Raw genomic sequence first — 14,333 nt, 5'->3', positions numbered from 1 at the left:
ATTTATTTATGAAAATTTCAGTGGATTATTCAGAAGTATATCAAGCAAGTGTCTATGTGAAAAACAAAGCGGATAGCTATAATGATCTAATTCAAAATTTATATAAAAGAGTGGAGCAGATGCAAAGCATTTGGCAGGGTGTAGATCATTTAGCGTTTCAAAACCAGTTAGAAGAATTTAGACCAAGCCTAAATGAAATGTATCAAGTGATTTTAGAATATAGTAATGTTCTAAAACAAACGGCTTCGGTATATGAAAAGCTTCAACAAGATCGTGTTCAACAAGCTAAATTATTATTGTAGGAGGAATGGTTATGACACAAATTCAAATATCAAGTGAAGATGTAATGGCGTATTCAAAACAAGTCGATGCGTATGCCAATGAGATTCGTACAGTATTTAATGAAATTGAATCTAAGATGTATTATGTGGAATCGATTTGGCAGTCTCCTGCATCTAAATATTTTATGGAACAGTTTCAAACATTAAATCCTGCTATGATGTCGTATTTGGAAACATTAACGCGTTTTTCTACATATTTACATCAAACCGCAAATCTATATCAGGAAAACGAACAAAATTTGATGCATCATGGATGAGATACAATTTTATAAAGTATTATCAAGTGATTTAAGCTCTCTTTTGAATCAAACCAAAAATGCAGTATCGAGTGAAGAGTTTGTCTATGTAAATCAAAAGGTATCGCGAATTCAATATTTGATTCAGATACAAATACAGGAAATTTTAAATCATGAAAGCCGATAGTCTTTCTTGTAAGAATTTAAGTGCACAATATAATTTACTGGCATCAAGAAATATTGCGTTAAAGAATCCTGCATTAAAGGAAAGACAAAATCGTATCGCAAAAGAAATTATCGATATTTCGAACTATTTATCGAAAAGTGCTAATTTAATCGAGAATACCGAAAACAAACAATTGTTGTTTCAGCCTGGTAAACATAATTTTACTAAGTATGTAAACTTGAATTTAGTTTCGCAGCTGACTAAACAAAGTCGATATTCTTATGGTTCGATTTCATATACAGCTTCATTAAAGGAATGGAATAAAAACTATACGAGAGATTATTTTCATGTGGGGGCCAATGCGGCTATATTAGATGGAGAAATTAAATCGAGTATAAGTGCTCGGTTATGGAAAAATAAAAAATTTGATCCTCGTGTTGTATTACAAGGTGAGGCTAGTGTTGCCTTATTATCATCAACGGTGAATGCACGTATTGGTAATTCAAAAGTGTATGCGAGTGCTCGTGCAACAGGACAAGTCGGTGTGGCGTATGCGAATTGCAAGGCCGTATTTTCTAAAAAGGTGCAGTCGTTTGAGGCTGGTGTTGGTGTTGCAGCCTTAAGAGGAGAAACGCGTTGTGTTTTAAATATTCTTGGTGCAAAAGTAACTTTAACTGCACAAGGAAGTGTTGGAAGTGCTGAGGCAAACTTTTCATATCATTTTTCAAATAGAGAGTGGGAAATTGGATCTAAACTTGGCTTTATTGCGGGGCTGGGCTTTAAAATCAATGTGAGCTATTAAAAGGAGGTTAAATGAAAGATTTATTACCAATTGGAAGTGTAGTGACTTTAAAAGAGGGAACTAAAAGATTAATGATTATTGGGCGGCTTCAACAAAATGTAAGGACAAAGAAAGTGTATGATTATGCAGGATGTTTATGGCCTGAAGGCTATATGGATAAGGATTCTTGTTACGTATTTGATCATGAAGATATTGATTGTCTTTACTATATTGGATTGCAGGATATAGAAGAGTTCAATTTTCGGTTTGAACTCGATGAAATGATAAAAAAAACAAGCCAATAGACATTTGTCTATTGGCGTTTTATTAGTCTTTAGATTTCGCAAGATCCGGTCTAGAAACTAGATACTCTGGATTGTTTGCCTTTAAATTGTCGAATACATCTTGATCATGAACTTCAAAATTGTATTTCTTTAAGTAATATACAAGACAAGCTTTTTTGACATCATCATCACTGCTTAATGTTGTATAGACTTCATCTTTAATATCTTTGTATGTGTTTGTTACTAATACGGCAACGTAAGCATATGTTGTTCCACTGCTTTCGTTTGTGAAAATTTCATCGATGACTCCGGCTTTTTTTGCCTTATATAACTTATTGATCATTCGAGTGGAAATATCTGTTTTCTTTGTTGTAATTAATGTTTCTTTTCCTGAATATGTGGCTGAATCGACCATATATTGTGAAGCAACTTCTTCAGGGTCTGTTCCATCTTTTAAAGCTTTCAATGCTTTTTTAGCTGTTGCCTTATTTTCACATTGAATGATACGAGCTTTACTTGGTTTATATGTGTTTTGAACGTCTTTTTTAGCGTCTGCGAAATATTTTTCTGTTAATTCACTTGCTTGTAAACTTGGAATCAAAACTTTATTCATATATTGTTTTGTGCTTGTATAACCAAGAGATTTAATTTGACTTTCAAAATCGGACATATTTCCTTTATAGTTGTCGATTTGTTCTTGGGCTTTTTCTTTCATTTCATCGGTTACTTTAACTTCTTGTTTATAGATTGCTTGCTTAACAAGTTCCATTGTAAGATCTGTACCTGTTGAAATTTTTAATAAATCATATTCATCGCCTTTTGTATATGTTGTATTGCCAATGGTCATGATGGCTTCATCTTTATCTTTAATTGTGGCAGTTGCTCCAGAACATGCACTCAACATCATGGCTGCACATACAAGTAGTATAGGTGTCTTTTTCATTATTGATCACCTCCATAAGTCGTTTTTACATAGTTGTCAAATTTTTTCTTAGTGTCTTTATCGTTGAATTTAATATCTAATTTTTTCGCGTAGGAATCTAGAATTTTGTATGAAAGAGAAGAGTCACTGTTTAAGATCGCATATAATGCTTGGTTTGAAACTGTGTCATTTTTTGCGTTGAAGATTTTATTTGAATCTGTTTCTTTTACATAAACTCTATATAAGCTTGTGCCACTTGAATTTGTAACTGTAACCCAGTCGCTAGTTTCACCTTTTTTAAGATTAATGGCAGCTGTAACTACATCAGCAGGTACAGTAGAAGTTGAACTTGAGTCTGAGCTTGTTGAATTTGAATCTACATATCCTGCAAAACCTTTTTTGTTTGCGGTATTTGAATCTTCAGAGAAGGCTTTTGCGACATCCGCAAAACTTTCTTTTTCTAAAGCTTTATCAATGTTATTTTTCTTTTTTGTTTCTGTTTCTGTTAAATTATCTGCATCACTTACTTCCATTTTAATGATAGAAACAGTTCTAGGGCTTTTTTCTTCCCAGGCTTTTTTTACTTCATCAAAATGTTTTGTGATATATTTTTTATTCATTTCTTTTTCTTTAACGCTTGTTATGCAATAGTCATTTAATTGTTCAAAGGATGAATAGCCATATTTAGCTAGTTCTGAAGTTAAAGTGGATTCATAATCGTCACTTTGTTTTGATGCGTTTGATTTAATATTAGATTCCAATGTATTTGCCTGTTTTTTAATATCTTTTGTAGTTTCGATTGATTGATCGATGACGGCATTTTTATACATATTGTAGATAGTTGAACCATCATATGGTGCAGATTCGTCATATAAATCATTTGCGGTAATATCGTCTTTATCGATTGAAGCAACAACTTGCTCATTATTTGATGATTTTGCGGATACATTGTCTTTATTTGTGTCATAAATAAAGTAGCCAATAAAACCAATAATAATTATGGCAATTAGGACGACAAACCAGTTATTTCTTAAAATATCAGTCATAATTAACCTCCTTGAGAATGTCTTTTCAATTATACGAGATATCTTTTTAAAATGCAATGAACCGCCGAGATGTATTAATTGAGATTTTAATAATTATTTGGTATTATATTGCAGTGAAAAGAGGTAGAATGTATGGCAGATTTGGTCATTAAGGATCTTCATGTATCCGTGGAGAATAAAGAAATTTTAAAAGGGTTGAGTTTAACTGTAAAATCAGGTGAGCGTCATGCCCTAATGGGACCTAATGGAAATGGTAAATCTACATTGCTTGCAGCCATTATGGGAAACCCAAAATATACAGTTACATCTGGTTCAATCACATTAGATGGTAAAGATGTACTACAAATGTCTGTAGATGAGAGAAGTAAAGCCGGACTTTTCTTAGGAATGCAATATCCAAGTGTTGTTTCTGGCGTTACAAACTCTGACTTTTTAAGAAGTGCAATGAATGCACGTTTAGAAAAACCAATCTCATTATTTAAATTCATTAAGGAAATGGATAAGGCAATTGAGCAATTAGAAATGAAGAAAGACTTAGCTCACCGATTCTTAAATGATGGATTTAGTGGTGGAGAGAAGAAGCGTAATGAAATCGTTCAAATGATGATGTTAAAACCATCAATTGCCATGTTGGATGAAATTGATTCAGGACTTGATGTGGATGCATTGCGTATTGTTTCAGATGCCATCAATCAATGTCAAAAACAAACAGATCTTGGTTTATTGATCGTATCTCACTATGCACGTTTCTATGAATATTTACAACCAACACATGCTCACGTATTAATGGATGGACAAATTGTTGTATCTGGAGATGCAAGTCTTGTTGAAAAAGTAGATCAAGAAGGATATGAATGGATTGAAAAAGAGTACCACGTAACCGCAAATAAAGAAGAAGATAAACAACCTATTTCTTTAGGTTCTTGTGGAGCAAAAAAATATGCTTAATCGATTCGATGTTCATAATAGTGAAACTTTAAATATTCAAATTGATCGTCATGATCAAAAATCTTATTTGATTGAATTAAGCAAAGATTGCACAAAATTAGATTTAAGAGTGGAATGTTTAGAAAATTCTTTTTCAAAATTCTTTATTCTAAATCATGCTGAAAATGCATGTGAATTAAATATTAATATGGTACTTAAACAAGATGCCAATTGCCAGATGGGTGTCTTGGATTTAGAAAAAAGCCCGCTAAAATGGAATCATTATGTAGATCTTCAAGAGCCGGGTGCAGAATATGAAATTTTAAGTGGTCAATTGTGTCAGGAACATATCGAAAAAGTATGCGATATGGAAGTAAGACATAATGCACCGCATACAAATGGTCAAATGAAAAACTTTGCTGTTCTATTTGATCATGGTCAATACCAAATGGTTGCCAATGGCAATATCAAAAAAGGATGCTTTGATGCACAATCTCATCAGGCAACGCGTGTACTAACTTTAGGTCAAGGACACAAGACGAAAGTTATTCCATTATTATTAATTGATGAAAATGATGTAAAGGCAAGTCATGCCCTTACAATTGGTCAGCCAGATGCAGATCAGTTATATTATTTACAGTCTCGTGGATTAAGTACAAAACAAGCTGTTGGCTTATTAAGTGTAGGTTACTTCTTACCTGTCATTGATTTAGTAGAAGATGAAGAATTAAAGAACAGTCTTCGTCAAGAAATGGAAAGTAAGGTTGGATTGTATGGACATCAGTAAAATTCGTAAAGATTTTCCAATTTTAACCCGTACAATGTCCAATAAACCCTTAGTATATTTAGATAACGGGGCAACTACATTAAAGCCCCAACCTGTCATTGATGCTGTTGTGAATTACTATACTTATCTTGGTGCGAATGCCCATCGTGGTGATTATGAAATGAGTGCTCAGGTAGATAGTGCATTTGAGGGGGCTCGTTGTCGTACACAGAAATTTTTAAACGCAAAATATAAAGAGGAAATTGTATTTACCTCAGGATCAAGCGAAGGTTTGAACTTAGTTGCGATGATGGTTACTCAGCAACTGTTAAATGAAGGCGATGTCATTTTAAGTGATGAAAGTGAACATGCTTCAAGCATCTTACCTTGGATGCAAGCGGGAAAGAAAAAGGGAACAAAAATTGATTATATACCTTTAGATGAAGAGGGTAAGATTACCGTTGAAAACTTTAAACGTGTTTTAACAGACAAGGTAAAAGTCGTAGCGATTGCGATGGTATCTAACGTTTTAGGTTTTGTAGCTCCAGTTAAAGAAATTGCGAAAATTTGTCATGAAAGAGGCATTCTATTAGTGATTGATGGAGCACAAAGCACACCTCATTTAGATATTGATGTACAAGATCTAGATTGTGATTTTTATGCCTTTAGTGCACACAAAATGTGTGGTCCAACAGGTGTAGGGGCTTTATATGGTAAGAAAAAATGGTTGGACCAATTAGAACCGATTTTCTATGGTGGAGAAAGTAATGCTCGATTCGATAAATCTTGTTCATTAACTTTAAAAGAAACTCCATTGAAGTTTGAATCGGGAACGCAGCCAATTGAGGGTGTTATTGGTATGGCGGCTGCCATGGATTATTTGGATTCAATTGGTAAAGAGAACATTCATGCGCATGAAGTTGAATTAAAAGAATATTTTTTAGAAAAAGCTAAAGCTTTAGGAAATATTGTTGTATATAACGAGAATGCGAAAAGTGGTATTGTGACATTTAATGTGAAGGACAAAGATCAAATGATTTTTGCGCAAGATGTCGCAAGCTATTTAAATACGTTTGGCATTGCCGTTCGTTCGGGACAGCATTGTGCTAAATTACTTCCGGATGTATTAAAAACACCGGGTACTTGTCGTGCAAGTTTCTATTTGTACAACACAAAAGAAGAAGTCGATCAATTGATTGATGCTTTAAAGAATGCAACAGTTGAAAACTGTGTCAGCATTTTCTTTTAGGAAGGAAGCTTAATTATGTCAAATATTGATCCTATGTTGATGCGCCAAATTATTATGGATCATTATGACTATCCTCGTAATAAAGAATTGACAGATAATGAAGGTTATATGTCACGTCATATGGCGAGTGATTCTTGTATTGATGATATTACGGTGCAGACAAAAATTTCCGATGGGAAAATTGATGATATTCGTTTTGATGGTGTTGCCTGTACGATTTCTACAGCTTCAACTTCAATTATGTCTGAATTATTAAAAGGAAAGACAACTCAAGAAGCAAAAGAAATTATGGATAACTATTTCAAAATGATTGATCAAAAAGAATATGATGAAGATGTTTTGGATGAGGCAATTGCGTTTCAAAATGTCGGTAAACAAGCAAATCGTATCAATTGTGCCACAATTGGTTGGAAGGCTATGCGTGAAATGATTAAGGAAAGTGAGGATGGAAAAGATGAGTAATGAAAAAGATATCGCACTTTCTAGTGAATATGAATATGGTTTTCATGATGAAGATGTAAGTGTATATAAAACACAAAAAGGTTTGAATGAAGAAACGGTACGGACGATTTCTAAAATCAAAAAGGAACCGGAATGGATGTTACAATTGCGATTGGATGCATATCATTCTTTTGTTGAGCAACAAAATCCAAATTGGGGACCAGATTTAAGTGAGATTGATTTTGATGATTACACTTACTATATTAAACCGAGTGATAAACAAGAAAAATCTTGGGACGAAGTGCCAGATACCATTCGTAATACATTTGATAAATTAGGAATTCCAGAAGCAGAACAAAAGTTTTTGGCAGGAGTTTCTACACAATATGAGAGTGAAGTTGTTTATCACAACATGTTAGAAGAAGTAGAAGAAAAGGGTGTTATCTTCTTAGATACAGATTCGGCTTTAAGAACATGTCCAGATTTATTAAAGAAATACTTTGGTAAATTAGTGCCTTATACAGACAATAAATATGCAGCTCTAAATACAGCTGTATGGTCTGGTGGATCTTTCATTTATGTACCAAAGGGTGTTAAGCTAGAAAAACCTTTACAATCTTATTTTCGTATTAACTCTATGTCAATGGGGCAATTTGAAAGAACATTGATTGTTGTCGATGAAGGTGCGGATGTGCATTATGTAGAAGGATGTACAGCGCCAACGTATTCAAAAGATTCTTTGCATGCGGCAGTTGTAGAAATCTATGTACACAAGAATGCGAAGTGTCGTTATTCAACTGTACAAAACTGGTCTAGCAACATCTTAAACTTAGTTACAAAACGTGCAAAAGTATTTGAAAATGGACACATGGAATGGATTGATGGAAATGTGGGTTCTCATGTCAATATGAAATATCCAGCTTGTATTTTGGCTGAACCATACGCAAAGGGAACAACCATTTCAATTGCGGTAGCGGGTGAAAATCAAATTCAGGACGCGGGTAGTAAAATGATTCATTTGGCTCCTCATACTTCAAGCACAATTATTTCAAAATCGATTGCTCGTAATGGTGGAGAAGTCAATTATCGTGGTTGGGTAACACATTCAAAAAATGCAGCCTATGCCAAGAGTAAAGTAGAATGTGATACGTTGATCTTAGATAAGAAATCTCGTAGTGATACAGTTCCTATGAATGTATCTTATAATGATACGTCTCAAATTGAGCATGAGGCTACTGTTTCAAATATTAGTGAAGAACAATTGTTCTATTTAATGTCTCGTGGTTTGACGCGTTCACAAGCTACAGAAATGATCGTGATGGGCTTCTTGGAACCATTTACGCGTGAACTTCCAATGGAATATGCGGTCGAGTTGAATCAAATGTTGAAGTTGGATATGAGTGACAGCATTGGATAAGCGTAAAGAATGTATTCAAAGGCGTAGTTTATTATCAAACTCCAAAAGACTTTTAAAAGAAAAGGCAATCACAAATTGTGTTTTGCCTTTTTTAAAAGGAAAAATTGGAACCTATATCCCGATTCGCAATGAAGTGGATGTATATTCAAATTTTAAAGAGGAATTTGATCTTTATATTCCAAAGATGTTAGATGATACTACGATTGCCTTTTACTCAGACAAAGAAGAAAAAATAAATGGCCCTTTTTCTACGATTGAACCTATCGGAATTTGTGAAGAAAAAGATTTAAATGTGATTCTAGTTCCTGTTGTAGGCTTTTTTGAAACATATCGCATGGGATATGGAAAAGGCTATTATGATAGGTATTTGAAAGATAGTTCAGCATTGAAGATCGGGATTGCTTTTGATGTGCAAGAAATAAAGTTTGATGTAAAACCAACGGATGTTAAGTTAGATATGATTATTACAGAATCGAGGATATTACGATGAAAATATTATTTTATGGGGATAGCAATACTTGGGGCTATGATGCCAAGGATGCTTCAAGACAAAAGAATCGTTTCACACAGTTCATTAAACAAGAGTTTAGTCAACATGAAATCATTGAGGAAGGTTTATGTGGAAGGACTTTGTGTTTAGATGATCCGTATGATGAAGATCGTAACGGAACTAAAATGATTTCGATGGTTTTAAAGACACATGCTCCCATTGATGTTGTATTCATTATGTTGGGTACAAATGATGCGAAGCGTCAATTTTCAACAAATTCCATATCTTTAGAAAAGGGAATCCGTACCTTATTATATAAGGCTTTGAATCCGGAAATTTATCGGGATGGATCAAAAGTACCTCAATTTTTTGTGGTTTGTCCACCAAAAATGAATAGAGATGGATTTAATAATGAAAGAACAAAAGAAAATTTTGGGGATGCTGGTTTTGAAATATTAAATAACACAAAGCCTTATTTAGAAAAAGGATGTCGTGACTTTGATGTAGAAGTGATTGATACGCATGCGATTGCTGGAAGTATAGATGGTATTCACATGGATGAAAGTGGTCATAAACAAGTTGCGGATGTGTTAATATCTGTGATTCAAGAATTATAGGAAAGGAAGATACTTAATGAGTGCTTATACAAATGGTTTAGTGTTCTGGAAGCATTTTGAAAAGAAGCAAGACGCGATTTTTAATTATTTAAAATCAGAACAATATGAAGAATTAAACGATATTATCCAGGAATTGGATGAAGAAGTGATGGGAATGAGTGGTGCCCATTTCTTTGTCGAAAATTTTTATGATTCTTTTGAGATGACCTTTGATACAGGTCCAAATAAGACGACACAATATCTATGTCAGATGCTTTGTGATATTGCACCAAAATCTGTAAAACAAAATTGGATCATGAATGCTTGTTTACCTGCAATGTCGCAAAAGGCGATTCAGGCTATGGTTCAAATCAAAAATGAAGAGTATACTTTGGCTGATTTCCATGTTTTCTATCAAATCGAAAATGATATGTTGGATTGTAAAGTATATTGTCCTGGGTTTAATTTAATTGGAAATCCTGAAAATAAAAAAGAAATGAGTATGTATTTATTAGAGCTTGCGATTGGCCAGCTTGCCTATGAAGCATATATTTGTCGTGTTGACTTTATAGATACGCCAGATTCAAATATGAAATTCTGTCAAATGATGGATTTTTATGAAGTAATCATGGCACTTGTTGAAAAAAATCATTGGAAAGAATATGATAAGCCAATCGATATTTATTCGGTTTATCAGCCAATTCAAGATTTTGCGCATGACGCTCTAAGAAAAGATATGAAATTGATTTTTACAACACATCCTTTATTGGTGGAACAAACGATTGAGGATAAGGAAGAAGTTTTGGCAGATCTTAGTAGTAAAGATGGTGAATTTGGATATGTGTATTATTCAAATCCTTTCCATAATAAGGAGGATGCTTTATATCGTCAAAAGTTATCAAAAGAATTGGATGAAGCTATTTCTAAAGTGCATGCAGGAAAAGTGGTTGGAGGAGCTATTGGTAAAAGTTTTTCCTATATTGATTGGATCGTGTATGATAAAGACTTGTTTATGAAGGTTTTCAACCAATTAAAAAAACAGCTCGATGCAAGTGTCGAACTGTATTATCAAAAATTTTAATGACTTTGAATATCAGCGCAGGCATTGAGCAGGCGCTGTCTTTTCATTCCTACAAGAGGTTTTTCTGGATTTTCTAAAAATCGAGCTAATACGTCTGCATCTTTTAAGGCTTCACATAATGGGGAGTCAAAAGATTCTTTTTTTGAATGTTGACGAATCGCATATGTGATATCATCGATTTCAGTTGTTTTAAATAAACCACATTCTTTTAAATATTTATATGCATGAAGACTAGATAACTTTGCGTGTTGTGAATGGGGACAATTATCAACAAATTGAGCATAATCATGGAAAAGAGCAGCCACTTTAGCACGTTCTAGATTTGTGCCTCTTGCCATAGCTATGAATGTAATCGAAAGGTCCACACTTGCGGTATGTGTGAGTGCTGCAATTTTTAGATCTTCATTATAAATTTTAGCATATTGACCATATACATATTCTTTAACTTTTTCATATCGCTCTAACATAATAATCCCTCTCTTTCATGAAAAAAGCGCACGATGTGCGCTTGATTCGAACAAATTTCTACGCAGCTGTATCTACAACTGTGACATTGTTAGCTTGTTGACCACGATCGCTTTCAACAACGTCATAAGTAACAGTTTGTCCTTCTTCTAAAGTTTTAAATCCTTCAGAATTAATTGATGAATAGTGTACGAATACATCTTTTCCATCTTCGCTGGTAATGAATCCATAACCCTTTTCAGCGTTAAACCATTTTACTTTACCTGTGCTCATGCCTATACCTCCTGGACTAAGCCAATATCCTTTGACCGTTAAAATCGAAAGTACTTGCATACAATAGCATTTATCACAATCAGAATATGAGTCTAATCCTTAACTGCTTTCATTTTAGCATTTTCTAACAATAATGTCATTCAAAAATAACATTTTTGTATAGTTATTGTGTTATATTTTGTTTATAATGATTATATAAAAAGGAGGGCATGTGTTTTATGCTTATTCAAGATGATGCTTTGCGTAGTGTTATTGCGCGTACATTACGTGTTAAAGAAGAAGAACTAACCGAAGATTTGATGAAAGAATTGATTCACTTAGAAGTACAGGATCATGAAATAGCAACTCTAGAAGGTTTGCAGTATGCAGAGAATTTAGAGACTTTAAATGCAAGTAACAACAAGTTACAGACATTGGATCCCATTCGTGATTTACATAATTTAGTTTGTCTAGATGTTTCACGAAATCAATTAAGAGATTTGCAGGCTTTACATGGCTTTCGACAACTTAAAAAATTAAATGTATCAAGAAATAACTTATATACAATGGATATTTCAAGTGTTGCAGCCATGATTGATTTGGAAGTATTGAATCTTTCAAAGGCTAAAGTAGATAGCTTGATTTATTTGGAACATTGTAAAAAACTAGAAGAAGTTCATATCAACACAGAAAATGGTCCATTTAGCTATGCGATCTTAGGTGTACTTAAAAAATTAAAAAAATTAGATATGGGTGGTATGCGATTATTCAATATTGAAGATTTAACATATCTTTCGAATGTTGAAGAATTGGATTTAAATACGAACTTAATGTCTGATTTAAGTCCATTATTATCGATGAAAAACTTAAAGAAATTAAATGTTTCAAACTGTCCATATTTAAAGGATTATTCTGTATTAAAGGAATTTTCTAACCTAAAATCATTGAATATTTCTTATAATGAACCTGATCACTTTATGTTCTTAAAGGAATTAAATCATTTAGAATCGTTATCTATGGAACAAACTGGATTCAAAGATATGTCATTGTTAAATAGTTTAGGTGATTTAAAAGAGTTAAATGTGTCTAAGAATCGTTTAAAGAATTTAGAAAAATTCACAAATGTAGAACACTTAGAAACTTTGGATGCGAAGTTCTGTCAATTAACGGAAATTCATTTCTTAAAGAATGCGCATCAATTGAAACATTTAAATTTATTCACAAACCGTATCAAGGATATTCGTATTTTAAAGGATGCCAAAGAAATGGTATATTTAAATGTGGGCCGCAATGATATTAAGGATATTACTTGTTTAAAAGATATGAAACAATTGGAAATCATTTCTTTAGAAAATAATAATGTTAAGGATTTAAAACCATTATCTGAACTTACGAATCTTTGCGATGTGGATTTATATAATAATGTCATTGAGGATTTAATGCCGTTAGAAAATTTAGAGTTTATTTCTTATTTACGATTGGATCACAATGCCATTACGGATTTAACTCCATTATCAAAACTTAAATATTTGCGTTCTTTAACTTTGAAGGCAAATTATATTACAGATGTAACTCCATTAAAAGATTTAGAATTATTAGAAGCACTACGTCTAGATGATAATCCTATTCAAGATACAAGTGTATTAGAAAGTATGGAGTTCTACGAAAAATTTACGAATTAAACAAAATCCCCTTTATATAAAGGGGGTTTACTGCTTTTATATAAAATTATAACTTATTTATGACTTAAAAAATTGGAATTGTGTTTAAAACTTCATTTTATTCAGTGTTAATCAAGTGTCAATGAACTACCACACCTGATATGTAGTTCTGATGTGGTAGTCATCTTTTCACGTGAGAGTATTGGTAGTACTCTGAATTGTTTTGGATGTTGGTAGCATCCAGGATTTTTTATTTTGCTTCGTTAAAAAGAAAAAGCTATCCGAAACTGAATAGCTTTTCCGTATCTGCGGTACCCACAAATGTGTTACCGAAATAAATACCAGCAGTGCCTGATACAATGTATCATCACTGAAATTCATCTTCATAATAACATGAATTTCTTTAAAATCAAGTGATTTACAAGGCAATGTTGGTTATAGCTTTTACGATTTCAGTGTCAATTCTGTCCATTGTTTCATTGGATAACTGTATTTTACCAATTGGATCTAATACATTAATCGATTTTTTAATTCTATGTTTACTAATGGTTGTTATGGATAAGACCTTTGCAAATGAATCCTTATTTTTTCCATTATAATAATCTGTGATATCTTGAAGCATTTGCTTTTCTTAACTTGTGTGAAAGTCTCTATGATACCTTTATCGATTTTATCCATAACACTATCAGGAGCTTTGATTCTTTTGATTGGATCTAGGTGATTATTAATTGTTATTTTGTTTTTTCATCCTATTTATTTCCATTCATTCTTTTATGATCCATTTATGCAAAAGTATAAAAGAAAAGCCACTGAAATAAATCAGTGACTTTCTATATGGCGCAAAGGCCATTGTTCACTAGTGTATTACCATCTTACAAATTTAAAGCCAAAAAATTTACTTTGTAAATAATTCTATTAATTTATTATCAAGTATTGTCATAATTTCATCTGAAACTCTAATTTTCAAAATGGGATCATATTTGTTTATTGGTTTTTGATATATCCACTTTATTTTTTTTCGACGAAGTTGAATTATAAAAATTCTTATCACAACTTCTTAAACCATCTATATGTTCAAATAATGCAGGTTTAATAGTCGCACCAAGCGGATCTAAAATAAAGTCAATCCCTTCACGTCTAGCAAGTTTTGAAGCTGAGACGAAATCGCTATCACCAGAAATTAATATTATTTGGTCAACTTGATGTTTATAT

The 14,333-nt window shown here is 32.8% G+C and carries 20 protein-coding genes; 14 read left to right on the top strand and 6 right to left on the bottom strand.

Annotation, left to right across the window (positions count from 1 at the left end; genetic code table 11):
* The first annotated feature begins 8 nt into the window (after window positions 1-8).
* From EUBIFOR_RS01235 to EUBIFOR_RS01220, 5 genes are read left to right on the top strand one after another with little or no spacing between them, the layout of a single operon-like run.
* Window positions 9-302 (top strand): WXG100 family type VII secretion target, encoded by a 294-nt coding sequence (locus EUBIFOR_RS01235; RefSeq protein WP_003864071.1) that lies wholly within the window; start codon window positions 9-11, stop codon window positions 300-302.
* An 11-nt stretch (window positions 303-313) separates the two neighbouring features.
* Window positions 314-598: a WXG100 family type VII secretion target gene (locus EUBIFOR_RS01230; protein ID WP_040466024.1), complete on the top strand. Its 285-nt coding sequence runs from the start codon at window positions 314-316 to the stop codon at window positions 596-598.
* Window positions 591-764 carry a hypothetical protein gene (locus tag EUBIFOR_RS12615; RefSeq protein WP_003864069.1) on the top strand — a complete coding sequence of 58 codons (174 nt, stop codon included), beginning with the start codon at window positions 591-593 and terminating at the stop codon, window positions 762-764. Before EUBIFOR_RS01230 ends, EUBIFOR_RS12615 begins: the two co-directional genes overlap by 8 nt.
* Window positions 751-1,545, top strand: a complete 795-nt coding sequence (locus EUBIFOR_RS01225; RefSeq protein ID WP_003864068.1) for a hypothetical protein — start codon at window positions 751-753, stop codon at window positions 1,543-1,545. The genes EUBIFOR_RS12615 and EUBIFOR_RS01225 overlap by 14 nt, the downstream gene beginning before the upstream one ends.
* Window positions 1,546-1,556: 11 nt before the next feature.
* Window positions 1,557-1,829 carry a DUF4176 domain-containing protein gene (locus EUBIFOR_RS01220; RefSeq protein ID WP_003864067.1) on the top strand — a complete coding sequence of 91 codons (273 nt, stop codon included), beginning with the start codon at window positions 1,557-1,559 and terminating at the stop codon, window positions 1,827-1,829.
* A gap of 22 nt (window positions 1,830-1,851) precedes the next feature.
* On the opposite strand, the gene EUBIFOR_RS01215 is transcribed toward EUBIFOR_RS01220, so the two are convergent.
* Window positions 1,852-2,751 (bottom strand): hypothetical protein, encoded by a 900-nt coding sequence (locus tag EUBIFOR_RS01215; protein WP_003864066.1) that lies wholly within the window; start codon window positions 2,749-2,751, stop codon window positions 1,852-1,854.
* Entirely contained in the window at window positions 2,751-3,776 is a 1,026-nt protein-coding gene (locus EUBIFOR_RS01210) for a peptidylprolyl isomerase (protein ID WP_003864065.1), read from the bottom strand. The genes EUBIFOR_RS01215 and EUBIFOR_RS01210 overlap by 1 nt, the downstream gene beginning before the upstream one ends.
* Window positions 3,777-3,908: 132 nt before the next feature.
* Here EUBIFOR_RS01210 and sufC point away from each other — a divergent pair, with 132 nt between their 5' ends.
* From sufC to EUBIFOR_RS01170, 8 genes are read left to right on the top strand one after another with little or no spacing between them, the layout of a single operon-like run.
* Window positions 3,909-4,724: a Fe-S cluster assembly ATPase SufC gene (gene sufC / locus EUBIFOR_RS01205; protein WP_003864064.1), complete on the top strand. Its 816-nt coding sequence runs from the start codon at window positions 3,909-3,911 to the stop codon at window positions 4,722-4,724.
* Window positions 4,717-5,490 (top strand): SufD family Fe-S cluster assembly protein, encoded by a 774-nt coding sequence (locus EUBIFOR_RS01200; RefSeq protein WP_040466023.1) that lies wholly within the window; start codon window positions 4,717-4,719, stop codon window positions 5,488-5,490. Before sufC ends, EUBIFOR_RS01200 begins: the two co-directional genes overlap by 8 nt.
* Complete coding sequence (locus EUBIFOR_RS01195; RefSeq protein ID WP_003864062.1) at window positions 5,477-6,718, top strand: aminotransferase class V-fold PLP-dependent enzyme; 1,242 nt, start codon at window positions 5,477-5,479, stop codon at window positions 6,716-6,718. The genes EUBIFOR_RS01200 and EUBIFOR_RS01195 overlap by 14 nt, the downstream gene beginning before the upstream one ends.
* A 15-nt stretch (window positions 6,719-6,733) precedes the next feature.
* Window positions 6,734-7,180, top strand: a complete 447-nt coding sequence (gene sufU, locus EUBIFOR_RS01190; RefSeq protein WP_003864061.1) for a Fe-S cluster assembly sulfur transfer protein SufU — start codon at window positions 6,734-6,736, stop codon at window positions 7,178-7,180.
* Entirely contained in the window at window positions 7,164-8,576 is a 1,413-nt protein-coding gene (gene sufB / locus EUBIFOR_RS01185) for a Fe-S cluster assembly protein SufB (protein ID WP_003864060.1), read from the top strand. The genes sufU and sufB overlap by 17 nt, the downstream gene beginning before the upstream one ends.
* A complete protein-coding gene (locus EUBIFOR_RS01180) occupies window positions 8,569-9,066 on the top strand; it encodes a 5-formyltetrahydrofolate cyclo-ligase (RefSeq protein ID WP_050755918.1) in 498 nt (165 codons plus the stop codon). Before sufB ends, EUBIFOR_RS01180 begins: the two co-directional genes overlap by 8 nt.
* Window positions 9,063-9,683, top strand: coding sequence for a GDSL-type esterase/lipase family protein (locus EUBIFOR_RS12025; protein ID WP_003864058.1), 621 nt, complete (start codon window positions 9,063-9,065; stop codon window positions 9,681-9,683). The genes EUBIFOR_RS01180 and EUBIFOR_RS12025 overlap by 4 nt, the downstream gene beginning before the upstream one ends.
* Before the next feature lie 16 nt (window positions 9,684-9,699).
* Complete coding sequence (locus EUBIFOR_RS01170; protein ID WP_003864057.1) at window positions 9,700-10,743, top strand: hypothetical protein; 1,044 nt, start codon at window positions 9,700-9,702, stop codon at window positions 10,741-10,743.
* Here the strand turns inward: EUBIFOR_RS01170 and EUBIFOR_RS01165 are convergent.
* Together EUBIFOR_RS01165 and EUBIFOR_RS01160 are read right to left on the bottom strand one after the other, a co-directional pair.
* Window positions 10,740-11,210 carry an HD domain-containing protein gene (locus EUBIFOR_RS01165; protein ID WP_003864056.1) on the bottom strand — a complete coding sequence of 157 codons (471 nt, stop codon included), beginning with the start codon at window positions 11,208-11,210 and terminating at the stop codon, window positions 10,740-10,742. The two genes, EUBIFOR_RS01170 and EUBIFOR_RS01165, sit on opposite strands and share 4 nt — an antisense overlap.
* Window positions 11,211-11,268: 58 nt before the next feature.
* Window positions 11,269-11,481, bottom strand: a complete 213-nt coding sequence (locus EUBIFOR_RS01160) for a cold-shock protein (protein WP_040466022.1) — start codon at window positions 11,479-11,481, stop codon at window positions 11,269-11,271.
* A 218-nt stretch (window positions 11,482-11,699) separates the two neighbouring features.
* On the opposite strand from EUBIFOR_RS01160, the gene EUBIFOR_RS01155 reads away from it, so the two are divergent.
* On the top strand, window positions 11,700-13,142 hold the full coding sequence (locus EUBIFOR_RS01155) for a leucine-rich repeat domain-containing protein (protein ID WP_003864054.1): 1,443 nt from the start codon (window positions 11,700-11,702) through the stop codon (window positions 13,140-13,142).
* A 397-nt stretch (window positions 13,143-13,539) separates the two neighbouring features.
* On the opposite strand, the gene EUBIFOR_RS01150 is transcribed toward EUBIFOR_RS01155, so the two are convergent.
* On the bottom strand, window positions 13,540-13,743 hold the full coding sequence (locus tag EUBIFOR_RS01150; RefSeq protein ID WP_003864053.1) for a type II toxin-antitoxin system PemK/MazF family toxin: 204 nt from the start codon (window positions 13,741-13,743) through the stop codon (window positions 13,540-13,542).
* Window positions 13,744-14,095: 352 nt separating this feature from the next.
* A partial coding sequence (locus EUBIFOR_RS12880) for a PIN domain-containing protein (RefSeq protein WP_003864052.1) occupies window positions 14,096-14,333 on the bottom strand: 238 nt, incomplete at its 5' end.

Source organism: Holdemanella biformis DSM 3989, from assembly GCF_000156655.1.
GTDB lineage: Bacteria > Bacillota_I > Bacilli_A > Erysipelotrichales > Erysipelotrichaceae > Holdemanella > Holdemanella biformis.
The sequence above is the reverse complement of the archived record's forward strand: the minus strand, read 5'-3'. Positions and strand labels throughout refer to the sequence as shown.

What these genes read in the sequence shown, in the direction of transcription:
- EUBIFOR_RS01165 (WP_003864056.1), bottom strand. Translation starts at nt 11,210, where the DNA reads ATGTTAGAGCGATATGAAAAAGTTAAAGAATATGTATATGGTCAATAT.
- EUBIFOR_RS01200 (WP_040466023.1), top strand. Translation starts at nt 4,717, where the DNA reads ATGCTTAATCGATTCGATGTTCATAATAGTGAAACTTTAAATATTCAA.
- EUBIFOR_RS01195 (WP_003864062.1), top strand. Translation starts at nt 5,477, where the DNA reads ATGGACATCAGTAAAATTCGTAAAGATTTTCCAATTTTAACCCGTACA.
- EUBIFOR_RS12615 (WP_003864069.1), top strand. Translation starts at nt 591, where the DNA reads ATGGATGAGATACAATTTTATAAAGTATTATCAAGTGATTTAAGCTCT.
- EUBIFOR_RS01225 (WP_003864068.1), top strand. Translation starts at nt 751, where the DNA reads ATGAAAGCCGATAGTCTTTCTTGTAAGAATTTAAGTGCACAATATAAT.
- sufB (WP_003864060.1), top strand. Translation starts at nt 7,164, where the DNA reads ATGGAAAAGATGAGTAATGAAAAAGATATCGCACTTTCTAGTGAATAT.
- EUBIFOR_RS01150 (WP_003864053.1), bottom strand. Translation starts at nt 13,743, where the DNA reads ATGCTTCAAGATATCACAGATTATTATAATGGAAAAAATAAGGATTCA.
- EUBIFOR_RS01235 (WP_003864071.1), top strand. Translation starts at nt 9, where the DNA reads ATGAAAATTTCAGTGGATTATTCAGAAGTATATCAAGCAAGTGTCTAT.
- EUBIFOR_RS01155 (WP_003864054.1), top strand. Translation starts at nt 11,700, where the DNA reads ATGCTTATTCAAGATGATGCTTTGCGTAGTGTTATTGCGCGTACATTA.
- EUBIFOR_RS01210 (WP_003864065.1), bottom strand. Translation starts at nt 3,776, where the DNA reads ATGACTGATATTTTAAGAAATAACTGGTTTGTCGTCCTAATTGCCATA.
- EUBIFOR_RS01170 (WP_003864057.1), top strand. Translation starts at nt 9,700, where the DNA reads ATGAGTGCTTATACAAATGGTTTAGTGTTCTGGAAGCATTTTGAAAAG.
- sufU (WP_003864061.1), top strand. Translation starts at nt 6,734, where the DNA reads ATGTCAAATATTGATCCTATGTTGATGCGCCAAATTATTATGGATCAT.
- sufC (WP_003864064.1), top strand. Translation starts at nt 3,909, where the DNA reads ATGGCAGATTTGGTCATTAAGGATCTTCATGTATCCGTGGAGAATAAA.
- EUBIFOR_RS01230 (WP_040466024.1), top strand. Translation starts at nt 314, where the DNA reads ATGACACAAATTCAAATATCAAGTGAAGATGTAATGGCGTATTCAAAA.
- EUBIFOR_RS12025 (WP_003864058.1), top strand. Translation starts at nt 9,063, where the DNA reads ATGAAAATATTATTTTATGGGGATAGCAATACTTGGGGCTATGATGCC.
- EUBIFOR_RS01160 (WP_040466022.1), bottom strand. Translation starts at nt 11,481, where the DNA reads ATGAGCACAGGTAAAGTAAAATGGTTTAACGCTGAAAAGGGTTATGGA.
- EUBIFOR_RS01215 (WP_003864066.1), bottom strand. Translation starts at nt 2,751, where the DNA reads ATGAAAAAGACACCTATACTACTTGTATGTGCAGCCATGATGTTGAGT.
- EUBIFOR_RS01220 (WP_003864067.1), top strand. Translation starts at nt 1,557, where the DNA reads ATGAAAGATTTATTACCAATTGGAAGTGTAGTGACTTTAAAAGAGGGA.